The sequence below is a fragment of the Xanthomonas sp. LMG 12462 genome (assembly GCF_009192885.1).
GTDB classification, from domain to species: domain Bacteria; phylum Pseudomonadota; class Gammaproteobacteria; order Xanthomonadales; family Xanthomonadaceae; genus Xanthomonas_A; species Xanthomonas_A sontii.
Genome location: NZ_NMPP01000030.1, coordinates 23,650 through 39,817 on the forward strand (window position 1 = coordinate 23,650; position 16,168 = coordinate 39,817).

Genomic DNA, 16,168 nt, shown 5'->3' on the forward strand with positions numbered 1-16,168 from the left:
GCGACAGGCTTACCACGGCAACTGCCGCGGTTGATCCATGAAAAGCAACGAGCGCCGCTGTTACGGCAGCAGACATGACGCGTGCGGAGCCCCCGCCTGTGAGAGCGACGTCAGTCGCCACGAGCGAAGCCCGACGCCGTCCGACACCCTCGCGCGCCGCGAAGGAAGTCCCTCCCACAACGGCATGCCGCCACCGCTGGAGCGCGCGCCCTACCCCGCGCGCAGCCGCCGCGCCACGCCGCTGACCACGGCAATGACCGCGGTCAGCGCCGCCATCGACAGGAACTGCGTACGGGTGTCCGGCGAGGCCACCAGCAGGCCGAAGATCAGCGCCAGGATCGCCAGCGCCAGCACGGTGAGCACCGGATAGCCGCGCATGCGGAACGGCAGGCGGGTGCCGGCACGGTCGGCGCGCGCACGCAGGATCAGCTGCGACAGCAGCGAGATCGTCCACACCAGCAGGCAGGTGGCGCCGACGATGTTCAGCAGCACCGGCAGCACGCGGTTGGGATACAGCAGCTCCAGCACCGCAGCGACGAAGCCGAACAGCACGCTGGCCAGCACAGCCATCCACGGCACCTGCTGGCGGCTGGACGCGGCCAGCGCGCGCGGCGCTTCGCCGCGCTGGGCCAGCGAGAAGATCATCCGCGAGGCACCGTACAGATTGGCGTTGAGCGCCGACAGCAGCGCAATCACCGCGATCAGGGTGATGCCGGTGGCGGCGCCGGGAATCCGGGCCACCTGCAGCACCGCGGCGAACGGCGAACTCAGCGCCTCGCTCTGCCACGGCACCACCGCGATGATCACGCTCAGCGAGCCGATGTAGAACACCAGGATGCGCCAGGCGACGGTGCGGATGGCGCGGGCGATGCTGCGCTCCGGATCGGCGGTCTCGGCCGCTGCCACCGCCACGATCTCGGTGCCGCCGAACGCGAACACCACCACCAGCAGCGCCGCGCCGATGCCAGCCAGGCCCTTCGGCGCGAAGCCGCCGTTGCCGGTGACGTTGGACAGACCCGGCGAGGCCACCCCGGGCAGCCAGCCGGCCAGCAAGGCGATGCCGACCAGGATGAAGCCGACGATCGCCGCGACCTTGAGGATGGCGAACCAGAATTCGAACTCGCCGAAATTGCGCACGCCCAGCAGGTTGATCGCGGTGAACGCGGCCATGAACGCGATCGCGGCCAACGGCACCGGCAAGCCCGGCCACACCGTCGCCAGCAGGCCGGCGGCACCCACGGCCTCGGCGGCGATCACGATCACCAACTGCAGCCACCACAGCCAGCCCACGGTGGCGCCGGCAGTCGGACCCATCGCGTCGGCGGCGTACACCGAGAACGCACCGCTGGCCGGCTTGGCCGCCGCCATCTCGCCCAGCGCGTTCATCACGATGATCACCAGCGCGCCGGCGACCAGATAGGAAATCAGCACCGCGGGCCCTGCCGCGTGCACGCCGACGCCGGAGCCCAGGAACAGGCCGGCACCGATCGCGCTGCCCAATCCCATCATGATCAGTTGCCGCGGTTTCAGCGCATGGCGCAAGGCGGGTGCGGCGGCAGGCGGGACAGGCGCGGACGGATGCGGCATCGGCTCGGTCGGGTGCGGAAAACGCGACACGATACAGGCTGGCGACGATGCCGTGCGGCTGCGCGCGCGTTTGGCCGCCTGCGAGCGCGGATCGGCGCACAGCGGCGGCATGGCTGCTGCAACGCAGCGCGGATCCGCGCACGCGGCCGCGATGCACACCGCCGCGGCGGACGGCGAGCGCCTTGCTGGCGGCCCTCCCACGTCCTGCAAGACGACGGCACCGCTCGATGCTCGACAGGTACGGATTTGCCTTACCCGCAGCCATCGCCGACTTTTGCCCCATCTCGTTGATTTTGCGTATTGACAGCGATACTAACGTCAGAAATACTGAACTCGACGCCCACCGAATCTCCTATCTCCGTACCAGCCGATGAGGGCATGCACGCGGAGCCAGGAGGACGGCAGGCGACGACGGACCGGGAGACGGCCCGTTGCGGGCGCTCAGGCCGGAAAGGACCACGGCTGCCGCTCGTCCCATGGCGTACAGGTCCGTACCATCCAGACAAGGAGAGACACCATGATCAAACCGTTGCTGACCCTGACGGTGCTGGCGGCCGCGCTGGCCGTGCCCTGCCTGCAGGCCGCCGAGCGCGCCCCGCTCAACGCCGCCGATGCCATCCAGGGCATGGGCGAACGCCTGCCCATCGGCAAGAAGAACGTCAGCCTGTCGCCGCTGTTCAAGGTCTACACGTTCGAGAAGGCCGGCCTGCGCTTCGTACAGATCAACTCGTTGCGGGACGAGGTCATCACCGTGCTCACCGCCACGCCGGGCACCGAGGCACGGCTGCCGATCGGCAGCGCCGCCGAGGAGCAGATGATCGCGGTCAACGACGCGAAGAACCAGCCGCTGGGCATGGTCACCGCCGCAGCGAGTTGCCCGTGCAACGCCACCGTGGTCTACCGCGACGCCAACACCACCATCGTGGTGGTCTACGGCTCCAACGGCGAGTACATCACCTCGTACGTGATCAAGAGCCCGCAGACCAAGCCGCCGCAGTAAGTGCCGACCGCGCTGCGGCCGCGCCCGGCGGCCGCAGCGTGACCCATCGCCGTCGATCGGCGGACGCGGGTGCCCTGATCGGCCCCGTCGCCCGGCGAGCGATCGGCAAACGCGTGCGGCCGCCTTCCGAGGAAGGCGGCCGCACCAACGACAGTCCGGCGACCGGACCGCAGCGACTCAGAACTCCTGCCAGTCCTTGTCCAGCGCCACCGCAGCCGCGAACGACGGCGCGCGGCGTGCCGGTGCGACCGCGGCCTGCGGGCGCGGACTGCGCGTCATCGTCTGCGTCGCGTGCCTGCCGCGCGGCAACGGAGCCGGCATCGGCGCCGCAGCCGGCGCGCCGTCCAGCTTGAACAGCGCCACGGCCTGGGTCAGCTCCACCGACTGCTGCTCCATCGAGCGCGCCGCCGCCGTGGCTTCTTCCACCAGCGCCGCGTTCTGCTGCGTGCTTTCGTCCATCTGGGTGACGGTCTGGTTGACCTGCTCGATGCCGGCCGACTGCTCCTGCGAGGCCGCCGAGATCTCGCCCATGATGTCGGTCACCCGCTGCACCGACGCCACGATCTCCTGCATGGTGCTGCCGGCCCGGTCGACCAGCGCCGAGCCTTCGGCGACGCGGGTCACCGAATCGTCGATCAGCGTCTTGATCTCCTTGGCGGCATTGGCCGAACGCTGCGCCAGGGTGCGCACTTCGCTGGCAACGACCGCGAACCCGCGGCCCTGCTCGCCGGCACGCGCCGCTTCCACCGCCGCGTTGAGCGCCAGGATATTGGTCTGGAAGGCGATGCCGTCGATGACCGAGATGATGTCGGCGATCCTCTTCGACGAGGCCTCGATGCCGCTCATGGTCTCGACCACCTGACCGACCACGGCACCGCCCTGGGACGCGACCGACGCCGCGCCGCTGGCGAGCTGGTTGGCCTGGCGCGCGTGCTCGGCGTTCTGCTTGACCGTGGAGGTCAATTCCTCCATCGACGCGGCGGTTTCTTCCAGACTGGCGGCCTGCTGCTCGGTGCGGCGCGACAGGTCGTCGTTGCCGGTGGCGATTTCGCTGGCGGCGGCATTGATGCTGACCGCGGCGGTCTGGATGCGGCCGACGATGCCGGTCAACTGGTCGGCGGTGGCGTTGGCGTCGTCGCGCATCCGCGCGAACACGCCGTGGAAGTCGCCGTGCATGCGTGCGGTGAGGTCGCCGGCGGCGATCGCCTGCAGCAGGGCGGACAGCTTGCCCAGGTTGCGGTCGCTGACCTCCATCATCGCGTTGAGGTCCTGCACCATCAGCCGGAAGTCGTGCTGGAAACTGGCCGCATCGCCGCGGGCGCTGAAGTCGCCGGCCGCAGCAGCCGCCGCCAGGCGCTTGATCTCGGTATTGATCGCCAGCAGGCTGGCCTTGGCCGCATCCATCGACTCGTGCAGCACCGCACGGCTGCCGGGCAGCCGGCGCGCATCGCGGCGCAGATCGCCGTTGGCGTATTCGTTGAGGATCTCGACCGCCTCGACGATGGCGTCCAGGTGCTCGAACATCATGGTGTTGATGCCCTTGCTCAGTTCGCCGTACACGCCGGGGAAGTCCTGCGGCATGCGGTGGCTGATGTCCTTGTCGGCGTGCAGCTCGATCATCAACGCGGTTTCGCGGGAGAAGCGCTGCAACTGCGTCTGCATCCCACCCATCGCCAGCAGCAGGCGGCCGGGTTCGTCACGCGCGTCGGTGGCCACGTCGTTGTCCAGGCGGCCGGCTGCGATGGCCTCGGCGGCACGGGTGGCGCGATTCAGCGGCACGGTCAGGCTGCGGGTGATCAGCCACGCCAGCAGGCTGCTGACCAGCACCACCGCCAGTCCGCCGGCGATGAGCATGGCGCGCCCACGCGCCATCGCCGCCGTCGCTTCCGCATAGGCCTCGTTGCTGCGGGTGGCCTGCAGATCGGCATAGCGGGCGATGGCGTCCTGCCATTTCTGCGTCAGCGGCGCGGACTCCCGCATCAGCAGGGCCAGGGCCTCGTCCGGCTTGTCGTGCATGCCCAGATCCATCACCCGGTTGTTGACGTCCACGGTCATCTGCCGGGCGCGATCGACGTCCTCCAGCACGGCCTGGCTCTGCGCACCGCTGGGGATGGCGCCCGCCCGCTTGCGCGCCTCCTGGTAGCGTGCGCGCTGCTCGACGACGACCTTGGCGAAGCGGATGTTGTCTTCCTGGGAGGTCGGCAACACGATGTTGCGGACATTGATGGCCACGACCGAACTGGCGTTGAGCATGTCGCTGGACGCGCGGATGGCGGCGATGTTGCGGTTGACGATGCCGTCCAGTCGCTGGCGCGCCTGGAACAGGGTCAGCAGCCCGGCGACGACCAGCGCCGAGGACAACAGGATGAGGATGCCGAACGCGGTGGCGAGCCGGGCACCGACGTTGTAGCGCTGAAGGAATGCAATCATGGAATGGCCTTTGGGGGAATGAGAGGGGCGATGGAACGCCGCGGACCACGCACGCCGACCAGCCGCCGTTGTGCACGCCCGCATCGAACGAGATGAATGAGTCGTGAAAAAGCGTTTTGAATCAGACGCCTGATGACGCATCCCGCTCGATGTGCGGGCGATGTAACGGCGCCCCGCGCGGGGACTTGAGAGGCGATTGCACGGAATTTATTGAACACCCTCAGGCACATCACAGGGATGTGGAGAGGCCATTCGCACTGCGTCCGGATCGGCGTTTTCGCGTGAATACCGCGTGCACGTCATGTTGCAACGGCCGGCACGACGCTTGCTTGCGGCGCGAGGTCGCAGCGAGGAAAAAGTTTTCCGATTGGCCACACGGCGGCGACCTCAACACGCGGTGCGAAGACCAGGAACGCGATCGCCGTCACTTCGCAGCGTCGGCCGGCAACCCGCGGCCGCAGCCACGGCGGCAGCGATGCTGTCGTACAAGGGACGCGTCGCATCACGCGCACGGCGTCTGCCGCACAGCGGCGGCGCACGTGACGACGTGCTGGATGCTCACGCGGGCAACACGCGCGTAAGCCCCAGGCAGGCGTGAGGACGGAGCAGGACGCCCACGCGCGCGGCGTGGGCGTCGGTCAGAAACAGCGTGCCGCGCCAAGGCAGGCACGGCATCGCGACCGCAGTGGAACATCCTCGGATCTGCGGAATGCGGCACCGGCAGCCGCAAGGCAACCGCCACGCGACAGGCGAGCGACGCGCATTGCGCCGCTCGCCGATGACAAGCGCCGTGCGGCTCAGAACTCCTGCCAATCCTTGTCCAGCACCATCGCCGCCGCCGGCTGCGCCGCACGCCGCGCAGGTGCGGCCTTGGCCGCTGCCGGAAGGACGTTGCGCTTGCCCGCGGGCGTCGCGGTGGCCTGGTGCCGCGGCGCCTGCGCTACCGGCGTGGCCGCGGATGCGTCGAGCTTGAACAGCGCCACCGCCTGGCTCAGTTCCACCGCCTGCTGCTCCATCGAGCGCGCCGCCGCACTGGCCTCTTCCACCAAGGCCGCGTTCTGCTGGGTGCTCTCGTCCATCTGCGTCACGGTCTGGTTGACCTGCTCGATGCCGGCCGACTGCTCCTGCGAGGCGGCGGAGATTTCTCCCATGATGTCGGTGACACGCTGCACCGAGGTCACGATCTCGGTCATGGTCTTGCCGGCCTGGTCGACCAGGACCGAACCTTCGGCGACGCGGCTCACCGAATCGTCGATCAAGCTCTTGATCTCCTTGGCCGCGCTGGCCGAGCGCTGCGCCAGGGTGCGCACCTCGCTGGCGACCACGGCGAAACCGCGCCCCTGGTCGCCGGCACGCGCGGCTTCCACCGCCGCGTTGAGGGCCAGGATGTTGGTCTGGAAGGCGATGCCGTCGATCACCGAGATGATGTCGGCGATGCGCCGCGATGCATCCTCGATGCCGCTCATGGTGGTCACCACCTGGCCGACCACGTCGCCGCCCTGCGAGGCCACCGCGGCCGCGCCGGCGGCGAGCTGATTGGCCTGGCGCGCGTGCTCGGCGTTCTGGCGAACGGTGGAAGTCAGTTCCTCCATCGAGGCTGCGGTTTCTTCCAGGCTGGCGGCCTGCTGCTCGGTGCGGCGCGACAGATCGTCGTTGCCGGCGGCGATCTCGCTGGCCGCGGCATTGATCGACACCGCCGAGTGCTTGATGCGTCCGACGATGCCGGCCAGCTGCTCGGCGGTGGCATTGGCGTCGTCGCGCATCTGCGCGAACACGCCGCGGAAATCGCCGTGCATGCGCGCGGTCAGATCGCCCGCGGCGATCGCCTGCAGCAGGGTCGACAGTGCCTGCAGGTTGCCATCGGCGGTGGCCATCAGCTGGTTGAGGCTGTCCACCATCACCCGGAAGTCGTACTGGAAGCGCTCGGCGTCGCCGCGCGCGCTGAAGTCGCCGTCGGCCGCGGACGTCGCCAGCTGCTTGATCTGCCCGTTCATCGCCGACAGGTTGGCCTTGACCTCGTCCATGGTCTGGCTCAGCACCGCCTCCTCGCCGGGCAGGCGGTCCATGTCCTGCGACAGGTCGCCGATCGCGTAGCGGCCCATGATCTGCGCCAGGCGCGTCTTCACCGCCAGGTGCGAGGCCACCAGCGCATTGGTCTCGGCCGCCATGCGCCCGTAGTCGCCCGGGAAGGCCTGCGCTTCGATGCGGTGGCTGACTTCGCCCGCGTCGTGGCGCTTGGCCATTTCCAACTGCGCGCCGATCAGGTTGCTGACCTGTTGCTGCATGCCCTGCATCGCGACCAGCAGACGTCCGGTTTCGTCGCGGGCGTCGGTGCGTACGTCGTTGTCGAGCTTGCCGCTGGCGATGGCCTCGGCGACACGCGTGGCGCGGGTCAGCGGCACGGTCAGGCTGCGGGTGATCAGCCAGGCCAGCAGGCCGCTGACCAGCACCACCAGCACGCCACCGGCCACCAGCAGGCTGCGGCCGCGGTCCATCGCGACGTTTGCGCCGGCGTAGGCCTCGGCACCGCGCGTGCGCTGCCGGTTGGCATAGGTATTGATCGCCTCCTGCCATTGCTGCGTCGCCGGTCCGGCCTCCGCCATCAGGACTTTCAATGCCTCATCGGCCTTGTTGGCCATGCCCAGGTCCAGGACCTTCTGGTTGGCGAGACGGGTCCGATCGTAGGCGTCGTCGATGGCCTTGCGCATCTGCGCGCCGGTGGCATCGCTGACCGGGATCGCATAGAGCTTGTCGTGGACCTCGCCGTAGTAGCGGCGCTGCTGGTCGACGGCCTTGGCGAACCGCTCGTTCTCTTCCTGCGTCGTCGGCAGCACGATGTTGCGCAGATTGACCGCCACCTGTGCGCTGGCATTGCGCATTTCGCCGGTGTAATCGAGGATCTGCATGCGCCGGTTGACGATGGTGTCCATCATCTCGCGCGCCTGTTTCAGCGTCAGCAGCCCGGCGACGACGAGCGCACAGGAGAGCAGGATGAGGACGCCGAAGGCGGACGCGAGCCGCGTCCCGACGTTGTAGCGTTGCAGGATTCCGATCATGAGGGGCCACCAAGTAAGAAAAGGAGAGCAGCCCGCGCCACGACCTGGATCGCGCAGGACACCCTCGGGCCAACGGCCTGGGCGCGATGCGACGGAGAAGAAGGAAAAGACACTTCCAGCACCGGCCGCATCGGGGGTGTCCCATGCGGGTACTCGTACTAGGTAACGGCGACCCGCCCGGAATCTTGATGCGCAACTGCGCACAGTTTCCTGAATTTCCTCAGCATCGTGACTACGATGTACACGTTGCGCGTCTCCCTCACGCCACCGTTGCGCACCCGTAAATTCCATGTGAAACAAGGATTAGAAGACGCCCTATCGGCGCCGGCGCACGTCACACTTACCGCCACAGGCGTCGCCACGCGCACACCAAGAATGTCGTAAACGGCACATATCCGCGACCGCCCGGGCGACCGGCCTCCGCGCCGTCGGGCGCGGAGGCGGCGTGCCTCACTCGGCCAGGTTGGTGCCGGCACCGGCGGTGGCGATGACCTTGGCCTTGACCTGCGCGGCAGGGATCGCCGTGTACATGTAACCCAGCGACTCGGGATAGGTCTTGGAGGAGATCCAGGTGGTGGCGTTGGCGTAGGGCTTGCTGGTGCTCTCCGGCACCGTCCAGGTGATGCCGCTGCCGACGTAGTTGTTGATCAGGTCCCAATAGCCGATCTCGCTGCTGTCGCGCGAGGTCACCGGGTTCTTGATGTTCTCGAAGTAGTTGGCTTCGATCAGCGCCACCCCGCCCATGCGCACGTTGATGCCGGAGGTGAAGACGTTGTTGAAGTAGTTGTTGTAGATGTGGCTCAACCCGCGCCGCTGCAGCGGCAGGCGCGATTCCACGTTCTCGAAGCGGTTGTGATGGTAGGTGGTGCGCGCCGCGGCGTTCTGGGTATCGCTGTCGCTGTAGCCGTTGAGCGCGACCTTCTGGTAGTCGTGGATGTAGTTGTACGACACGGTGACGTGGTTGACGCCCTTCTTCATGTCGATGCCGCCGTCGAAGGACGCGTCGCCGGCGCCGGGGCATTTGGTCAGCGAGGCGAAGATGGTGTTGTGGTCCACCCAGATGTTGGACGGCTGGCCGCTGGAATTGCCTTCCAGCGAGATCGAATCGGCGTCCTCGCCGCCGGGCAGCAGGCCGATGGTCATGTTGCGGATGATGACGTTGTGCGCATTGCCGACCACGCGCACGCCGAAGTTGGCCGAGGAGCCGTTCGCCCCCTTGATGGTGATGTCGCGCTTGTTCTTGATCTGCACGGTCTTGGCCGGCAGCTTCCATTGCGTGCATACGTCGGTGATGCTGGCGTAGTTGAAGCTGCCGGTGTAGTTGAGCACCAGGCCGCCGGAGCCGGCGTAGTTGTCGATCGCCGCCTGCATCGCCTCCATAGTGGCGACGTTGACCGGAATGGCGTTGCCGCCACCGGTGGTGTTGGCGCCGTAGCCGACCGGGCCGGCGAAGGCCGGGGCGGCGCCGACGGCCAGAGCGAGCGCCAGTGCGCCCCTGCGGAACTGCTGCTGCATGATGTTTCTCCCATCTGTCGCGATGAGTGCAGGACGCATGACAGTGCATGCATGCGCCGGCACGGGGCGTGGGGGCCGGCGGCATTCTTGGAATGCACGCGGCGGCCCGCGCAATCGCCGCGACGCAGAACTGGAACCCTGCGCTCCGTTCGCCGCGCGGGACAGGACAAGCGGACACGCACGGTCCGCAGGAGACAGACAGCGACAGCCGGGGACAGGCTTCCCGCACGCACGCTGCCTTGGACGCACCTCGCCGGCAACGACGGCGAACGGCCGTGCATCGCGCGCATCGCCATCGCCGTCGGCACACCGCGCAGGGACAAGCGCACGCCGGCGCTGCGCGGCCGCGAATGTTGCGGCCGCAGCACGTTTGCGCGGGCCATCCGACGCCGAACAGGCGCCGGATGGCCGCAACGCGCTCAGCTCACCGTGTCCAGGCGGTTGTCGCTGCGGTCGGCGTCGGGCAGCACATGGTCCGGATCCAGGGTCACGTGCAGCACCTTCTGCGTACTCGGCACCCGGATCTGCGGCTGGGTCTGCTGCATCCAGGTCTCCACCGGCACGCGCTGATCGAGATGGCTGCCGTCGGCGAAGTCGATGCGCAAGGTCGCCGGCATCACCAGCTTCTGGCGGCTGCCCAAGGTCACCAGCAGGCCCTTGGCCGGATCATGGTCGACGTAAGCGGCGGCGCGCACGCCCATGTCCAACTGCCAGTTGTTGAAATACCAGCCGCGCCACCACCAGCTCAGGTCCTCGCCGGCCTCGCTCTCCATCAGCCGGAAGAAATCCGACGGCGTGGGGTGCTTGTAGGCCCAGGCGGCGATGTACTTGCGGAACGCCGGATCGAAGCGCGCCGGGCCGAGGATCTGTTCGCGCAGCAGCACCAGGCCCAGCGCGCCCTTGAAGTAGGTCAGCGGATGCCGGTATTTCTCGCTGGTGGCGTCGGCGCGATCGAGCAGGGTCGGCGCCTGCGCGTCGGCCAGCAGCGGCAGGATCTCGTCCACCGGGTTGCCGCCGCCGGGCGCGTACTCGCCATCGCGCTTGGGCGCGAATTCGCCATGGTTGATCGCGTCGGAGGCGTAGACGTCGATGAAGGTGTTGAAGCCCTCGTCCATGAAGGCGTGGCGGCGCTCGTTGGAGCCGACGATCATCGGGAACCAGCCGTGGCCCAGTTCGTGCGCGGTGATCCAGAACAGTTGCTTGCCGCCGTCCTCCATGTCGTCGAAGACGATGCCTGGGTACTCCATGCCGGCGCCGTGGCCGCCCAGGTTCACCGCCGCCGGCCACGGGTACGGATACCACTGCGAGAAGTGTTCGATCGAGGCTTTGACGAACTCGGTGGAGCGGCCCCACTTGTCGCTGCCGACCGCGCTGCGCGGATACACCGACATCGCCAGCGCATGCTTGCCCTCGGGCAGGTTGATCCGCGCCGCATCCCAGACGAACGCCGGCGAAGCGGCAAACGCGACGTCGCGGGTGTGGTCCATGTGGAAGCGCCAGGTCTGGGTGCCGCTGGCGCTGGGCCGACTGGCCGGCGTGCCCACCTCATCGGCGCCGCGGATGGTCACCGTGCTGTCGCTGGCGGCGGCTTGCGCGAGGCGCTGGCGCTGGGTGGCGGTGAGCACCTGCGCCGGGTTCACCAGCTCGCCGGACCCGGCCACCAGGTAGTCCCACGGCACCGTCACCGCGTAGTCGAAATCGCCGTACTCCAGGTAGAACTCCGCACCCAGGTAGGGCTGGGTGTCCCAGCCGCGCAGGTCGTCGTACACCGCCATGCGCGGATACCACTGCGCGATCTCGTAGATGTCGCCATCGGCGGTGGGCGTGACCGCGGTGCGGCCGCCCCAGGTACCGGGCACGGTGTAGGCGTAGTCGATGTGCAGCTTGAGCGCCTTGCCGCTGGCCAGCGGCTGCGGCAGATCCACGCGCATGCGTGTGTCGTCGATCAGGAAGGTCGCCGCCACGCGCTTGCCGCCCTGCTCCAGTTCCACCTTGGCGATGCGGTAGCCCTCGGTGCTCTGCGGCGCGGGCCGGTCGGCACGCGCGGCGCGCAAGTTGCGGGCGCGGGCATCGCTGCGGTACAGGTTCTGGTCCAGCTGCAGCCACAGCACGTCCAGCGTGTCCGGGCTGCGGTTGCTGTAGGTGATGGTCTCCTGGCCGCGCAGCGTGTGCGTGGCCGGTTCCAGGGTGGCGTGCAGGTCGTAGTCGGCGCGGTTCTGCCAGTACTGCGGGCCGGGCACGCCGCCGGCGCTGCGGTAGGCGTTGGCCGGCTGCGGCAACTGCAGCGGTGCGAACAGCGCCTGCGGATCGTAGGTGCCGGCACCATCCGCGGCGGCGGCAGTGGCGGCATCGGCCTGGGCGGCGGCGACAAGGGAAACACAAGCCGCGGCGAACGCAGCGCGGCGCAGGACAAGGATCATGGTGGCGTCCGTGGGGAGGATCGCCGCCGATGGTAGGCCGATTGGGGATGGCGCGAATGTGCCGTTCGCCACCTTCGGCAGCGGATGCTCGGCAAGACGGGGTAGCAGCGGCTTCAGCCGCGATGGGCATTCCCGGTAAAGCCCGTCGCGGCTGATCCCCGAAAAGGGGACAAGCGCCGCTCCGACGACGACAGGACGACGCGCGCCGGGCTCAGCCCAGCAAGGTCTCCAGCACCGCCATGCGCACCGCCACGCCGTTGGCGACCTGGCGCAGGATGCACGACTGCGCGCCGTCGGCGACTTCGTCGGTGATCTCCACGCCGCGATTGATCGGCCCCGGATGCAGCACCACTGCATCCTTCGACGCGCGGCGCAGCCGCTCGGCGGTGAGGCCGTACTGGCCGTGATAGTCCTCCAGCGAGGACACCAGGCCTTCCTCCATGCGCTCGCGCTGCAGGCGCAGCATCATCACCGCGTCCACGCCGTCGAGCATGGCGTCGAAGTCCTCGCCGACCACGCAGCCGTCCAGGGTGTCGTCGTCGGGCAGCAGCGCGCGCGGGCCGCACACGCGCACTTCGCCGGCACCGAGGGTACGCAGCGCGTGCAGGTCCGAGCGCGCCACCCGCGAGTGCTTGACGTCGCCGACGATGACCAGCTTGAGCTTGGAGAAGTCGCCGCCCTTGGCGTGGCGCAGGGTCAGCATGTCGAGCAGGCCCTGGGTGGGATGCGCGCTGCGGCCGTCGCCGGCGTTGATCAGCGCGGTGCCCTCACCCGCCGCCTCGGCCAGACGCTCCACTGCGCCATCCTCGGGGTGGCGCACGACGAAGCCGCGCACGCCCATCGCTTCCAGGTTCTTCAGCGTGTCGCGCGCGGTCTCGCCCTTGCGCGTGGACGAGGTGGAGGCGTCGAAGTTCAGCACGTCGGCGCCGAGCCGCTGCGCGGCCAGCTGGAACGAACTGCGGGTACGCGTGGACGGTTCGAAGAACAGCGTGCACACCGCGGTGCCGGCCAGCACGTTGCGCTTGCCGACCCGACCCACCGCCGCGTCACGGATCTGCCCGGCGCGGTCCAGCAGTTGCAGCAGGGTCGCGCGCGGCAGCCCTTCCAGGGTCAGCAGGTGGCGCAGGCGCCCGTTCGAATCGAGTTGCGGATCAGTCATGGCGGGTCCGGGCAGTGGATCAGGGAGGGGGAATGGCGTCGTCGGGCGCGGCCAGCCAGCGCTCCACGATCACCGCGGCGGCCACCGCGTCCAGCGCGGCGGCGTCGCGGCGGCGCTTGCGGCCGGCGGCACGGTCCACCGCGAAGCGTTGCGCGGCCTCGACCGAACTGGAGCGTTCGTCGACCAGCACCACCGGCAGGCGGTAGCGCGCGCCCAGTTCGCGGGCGAAGGCGTGCGCGCGCTTGCGGTTGGGCTGGTCGGCACCGTCGAGGGTGAGCGGATCGCCGACCACCAGGCCGTGCGGCCGCCATTCGGCATGCAGGCGGTCCAGCGCCGGCCAGTCCGGCCCCTGCGCATGCACGTCGATCACCGCCAGCGCGCGCGCGCCGTTGCCGAAACAACTGCCGACGGCCACGCCGATGCGGCGGTGGCCGACGTCGAAACCGAGCACGGTGCCGTCGCGGCGGATCGTCGCGGGCGCGGCGCTGGCGGGCGCGGACGCGCCAGGCGCAGGCAGGCCGGACTCAGGCATGCCCGCTGTAGTCGGTGAGGCGGAACAGGTCCACGCCGATGCGCCCGGCCGCGGTCTGCCAGCGCCGTTCCAGCGGCAGCTCGAACAGCAGTTCGGCATCGGCCGGCGCGGTCAGCCAGCTGTTCTCGCCCAGTTCGTATTCCAGTTGGCCGGCGCCCCAGCCGGCGCAGCCCAGCGCGACCACCGCGTTGCGCGGTCCCTCGCCGCGCGCCATCGCCTCGAGCACGTCGCGCGAGGTAGTCAGGTACAGGCCGTCGGCGAACGCCAGGCTGGAATCCCAGCCGTGCGCGCCGTCGTGGATGACGAAGCCGCGCTCCGGATGCACCGGGCCGCCGCTGAGCACCACCTGCTCGCGCAGCGTGGCGTCGATGGTCTCGATGCCCATCTGCTCCAGCACTTCGCCCAGGGTGTATTCGGAGGCGCGGTTGACCACCACGCCCATCGCGCCGTTCTCGTCGTGCTGGCAGATCAGCGCCACGCTGCGGGCGAAGTTGGGATCGGACAGCGCCGGCAGCGCGATCAGCAGTTGGTTGGCCAGAGGCGTGGGCAAAGCGGACATGGCCCCATTCTATCGTCCCTCCCGCGTGCGCGCTGCCCGGGCTGCGGCGGGCTGCCATAATCCGCCCGACCGCGGCCGCGACCGGTCGCCCAGGAGCACGCACGCATGGACACGCCCCCCGACCTGCCACGCCAGACCCGCGCCTTCATCGTGCTGGTGGCCCTGCTGCAGGGCGCGCTGCTGTACCTGGCGCAGCGCGGCGCCGAGCGCGGCCTGTGGCCGTTCGGCTCCCTGGGCGGTCAGGTGTGCTGGTACACCCTGGTGCTGACCGTGCCGACCATGACCCTGCTGTCGGTGCGGCACCTGGGCGCGCTGCGCCTGTGGCAGCACACCATCGCAGTGGCGGTGCTGGTGGCGGCCGTGTCCGCCTGGGCGGTGTGGAACGCCACCGGCGCGCCCGGCCTGCGCCCCGGCCAGGTGCTGGGCCCGTTCGCTGCGACCCTGGCGCTGGCGATGTTCGTGCTGCTGCCGTGGCTGCAGTGCCGGCTGCAGCACGGGCGCTGGCAGGCGCCGTACCGCGACCTGTTCGAGCATGCCTGGCAGAACGCGCTGACCCTGGCGCTGGCGCTGCTGTTCGTGGGGATCTGCTGGCTGGTGCTGTGGCTGTGGGGCGCGCTGTTCGCGCTGGTCAAGCTGACCCTGTTCCGCGACCTGTTCCGGCAGACCGCCTTCGTCTACCTGGCCACCGGCACCATGTTCGGCCTGGGCATCCTGATCGGCCGCACCCAGCAGCGCGCGGTGCAGGTGATGCGGCAGATCCTGTTCGCGATCTGCACCGGGCTGCTGCCGCTGCTGGCGTTCGTGGCAGTGCTGTTCGCGCTGAGTCTGCCGTTCACCGGCCTGCAGCCGCTGTGGGAGACCCGGGCTGCGGCCAGCATCCTGATCGCCGTGGTGGCCACGCTGGTGGTCTTCGTCAATGCGGTGTACCAGGACGGCACCGCCGACGCGCCCTACCCGGCCTGGCTGCAACGGGTGATCGACGCCGGGCTGCTGAGCCTGCCGCTGTACGCAGGGCTGGCGCTGTACGCGCTGTGGCTGCGCATCGGGCAGTACGGCTGGAGTACCGAGCGCTTTGCCGGGGTGCTGGTCGCGGTGGTCGCCTGCGGCTACGCATGCGGTTATGCCTGGGCGGTGCTGCGCCCGGGCGCGCGCTGGCTGCAGCCGCTGGCGCCCGTGAACCGGGTGTTGTCGTGGGTGGTGATCGGCCTGGCGCTGGCGGCCAGCTCGCCGCTGCTGGATCCGTACCGCCTCGTCGTCGGCGACCAGTTGCAGCGCCTGGCCGACGGCCGCACCAGCGCCGCGCAACTGGACCTTGCCTACCTGCGCTTCGACAGCGGCCGCCGCGGCTACCGCGCGGTACAGGCGCTGCGCGAGGTGCCCGCGTTCGCCGACGACCCGGTGCAGCGCGAACGCCTGCAGCGGATGCTGCAGCGCCAGCAGCGCTGGGGCGGCGACAACGAGGATGCGCCGCGCAGCACCGATCCGCTGCAGGTGCGCCAACGCATCGTGCCGGCCGCCGGCAGCGCCGAGCCCGACGCCGCGTGGTGGCAGGCGCTGCTGGCCGGCAAGATCGAGGACGGCAATTGCCGGCGCGAGGGCGCGCAGTGCGTGGCGCTGCGCCGCGACCTGGATGGCGATGGCCACGACGACGTGCTGCTGTGCAATGCCAGCGCCGGCTACGGCGTCGAATGCCGGATCCACACCGACCCGGGCAGCGGCTGGCGCGACGTGGCGCGGACGCATTTCTTCCCGCGCCACGGCGACAACGCCGAGGCGCTGTACCAGGCACTGCGCGACGGCAAGCTGCAGGTGCTGCCGCGGCGCTGGCCCGACCTGCAACTGCCCGGCACCCAGCGGACCGAGCTGTACCCCGCCGACCCCAACGACCAGATCGACTGACGGACACCCGC

10 protein-coding genes are annotated in these 16,168 nt (G+C 69.5%); 2 read left to right on the top strand and 8 right to left on the bottom strand.

What is annotated here, in order from left to right:
* Positions 1-210: 210 nt before the first annotated feature.
* The gene (locus CEK69_RS08380) at positions 211-1,587 is read right to left on the bottom strand and encodes an amino acid permease (protein WP_152244994.1); all 1,377 of its coding nucleotides are present in this window, start codon (positions 1,585-1,587) and stop codon (positions 211-213) included.
* A gap of 517 nt (positions 1,588-2,104) precedes the next feature.
* Between CEK69_RS08380 and CEK69_RS08385 the strand changes: the two genes are divergently transcribed.
* Positions 2,105-2,587 (top strand): hypothetical protein, encoded by a 483-nt coding sequence (locus tag CEK69_RS08385; protein ID WP_043095737.1) that lies wholly within the window; start codon positions 2,105-2,107, stop codon positions 2,585-2,587.
* Positions 2,588-2,764: 177 nt separating this feature from the next.
* Here the strand turns inward: CEK69_RS08385 and CEK69_RS08390 are convergent, their stop codons facing one another.
* The 7 genes from CEK69_RS08390 to CEK69_RS08420 form a co-directional block, all read right to left on the bottom strand.
* Positions 2,765-5,017, bottom strand: coding sequence for a methyl-accepting chemotaxis protein (locus CEK69_RS08390; protein WP_152244996.1), 2,253 nt, complete (start codon positions 5,015-5,017; stop codon positions 2,765-2,767).
* A gap of 797 nt (positions 5,018-5,814) precedes the next feature.
* Positions 5,815-8,073, bottom strand: coding sequence for a methyl-accepting chemotaxis protein (locus CEK69_RS08395; RefSeq protein WP_152244998.1), 2,259 nt, complete (start codon positions 8,071-8,073; stop codon positions 5,815-5,817).
* Positions 8,074-8,523: 450 nt separating this feature from the next.
* Positions 8,524-9,588, bottom strand: a complete 1,065-nt coding sequence (locus tag CEK69_RS08400; RefSeq protein WP_017910646.1) for a polysaccharide lyase family 1 protein — start codon at positions 9,586-9,588, stop codon at positions 8,524-8,526.
* Between the two features lie 419 nt (positions 9,589-10,007).
* Positions 10,008-12,008 carry a M1 family metallopeptidase gene (locus tag CEK69_RS08405; protein WP_152245000.1) on the bottom strand — a complete coding sequence of 667 codons (2,001 nt, stop codon included), beginning with the start codon at positions 12,006-12,008 and terminating at the stop codon, positions 10,008-10,010.
* Positions 12,009-12,219: 211 nt separating this feature from the next.
* Positions 12,220-13,167 carry an aspartate carbamoyltransferase catalytic subunit gene (locus CEK69_RS08410; RefSeq protein ID WP_017910644.1) on the bottom strand — a complete coding sequence of 316 codons (948 nt, stop codon included), beginning with the start codon at positions 13,165-13,167 and terminating at the stop codon, positions 12,220-12,222.
* A gap of 19 nt (positions 13,168-13,186) precedes the next feature.
* Positions 13,187-13,684 carry a Holliday junction resolvase RuvX gene (ruvX, locus tag CEK69_RS08415; RefSeq protein WP_148827717.1) on the bottom strand — a complete coding sequence of 166 codons (498 nt, stop codon included), beginning with the start codon at positions 13,682-13,684 and terminating at the stop codon, positions 13,187-13,189.
* A gap of 7 nt (positions 13,685-13,691) precedes the next feature.
* The gene (locus tag CEK69_RS08420; protein WP_010344126.1) at positions 13,692-14,258 is read right to left on the bottom strand and encodes a YqgE/AlgH family protein; all 567 of its coding nucleotides are present in this window, start codon (positions 14,256-14,258) and stop codon (positions 13,692-13,694) included.
* Positions 14,259-14,363: 105 nt separating this feature from the next.
* Between CEK69_RS08420 and CEK69_RS08425 the strand changes: the two genes are divergently transcribed.
* The gene (locus CEK69_RS08425) at positions 14,364-16,157 is read left to right on the top strand and encodes a DUF4153 domain-containing protein (RefSeq protein ID WP_152245002.1); all 1,794 of its coding nucleotides are present in this window, start codon (positions 14,364-14,366) and stop codon (positions 16,155-16,157) included.
* The last annotated feature ends 11 nt before the right edge of the window (positions 16,158-16,168 follow it).

What these genes read in the sequence shown, in the direction of transcription:
- CEK69_RS08405 (WP_152245000.1), bottom strand. Translation starts at nt 12,008, where the DNA reads ATGATCCTTGTCCTGCGCCGCGCTGCGTTCGCCGCGGCTTGTGTTTCC.
- CEK69_RS08420 (WP_010344126.1), bottom strand. Translation starts at nt 14,258, where the DNA reads ATGTCCGCTTTGCCCACGCCTCTGGCCAACCAACTGCTGATCGCGCTG.
- CEK69_RS08400 (WP_017910646.1), bottom strand. Translation starts at nt 9,588, where the DNA reads ATGCAGCAGCAGTTCCGCAGGGGCGCACTGGCGCTCGCTCTGGCCGTC.
- CEK69_RS08395 (WP_152244998.1), bottom strand. Translation starts at nt 8,073, where the DNA reads ATGATCGGAATCCTGCAACGCTACAACGTCGGGACGCGGCTCGCGTCC.
- CEK69_RS08390 (WP_152244996.1), bottom strand. Translation starts at nt 5,017, where the DNA reads ATGATTGCATTCCTTCAGCGCTACAACGTCGGTGCCCGGCTCGCCACC.
- CEK69_RS08385 (WP_043095737.1), top strand. Translation starts at nt 2,105, where the DNA reads ATGATCAAACCGTTGCTGACCCTGACGGTGCTGGCGGCCGCGCTGGCC.
- CEK69_RS08425 (WP_152245002.1), top strand. Translation starts at nt 14,364, where the DNA reads ATGGACACGCCCCCCGACCTGCCACGCCAGACCCGCGCCTTCATCGTG.
- CEK69_RS08410 (WP_017910644.1), bottom strand. Translation starts at nt 13,167, where the DNA reads ATGACTGATCCGCAACTCGATTCGAACGGGCGCCTGCGCCACCTGCTG.
- CEK69_RS08380 (WP_152244994.1), bottom strand. Translation starts at nt 1,587, where the DNA reads ATGCCGCATCCGTCCGCGCCTGTCCCGCCTGCCGCCGCACCCGCCTTG.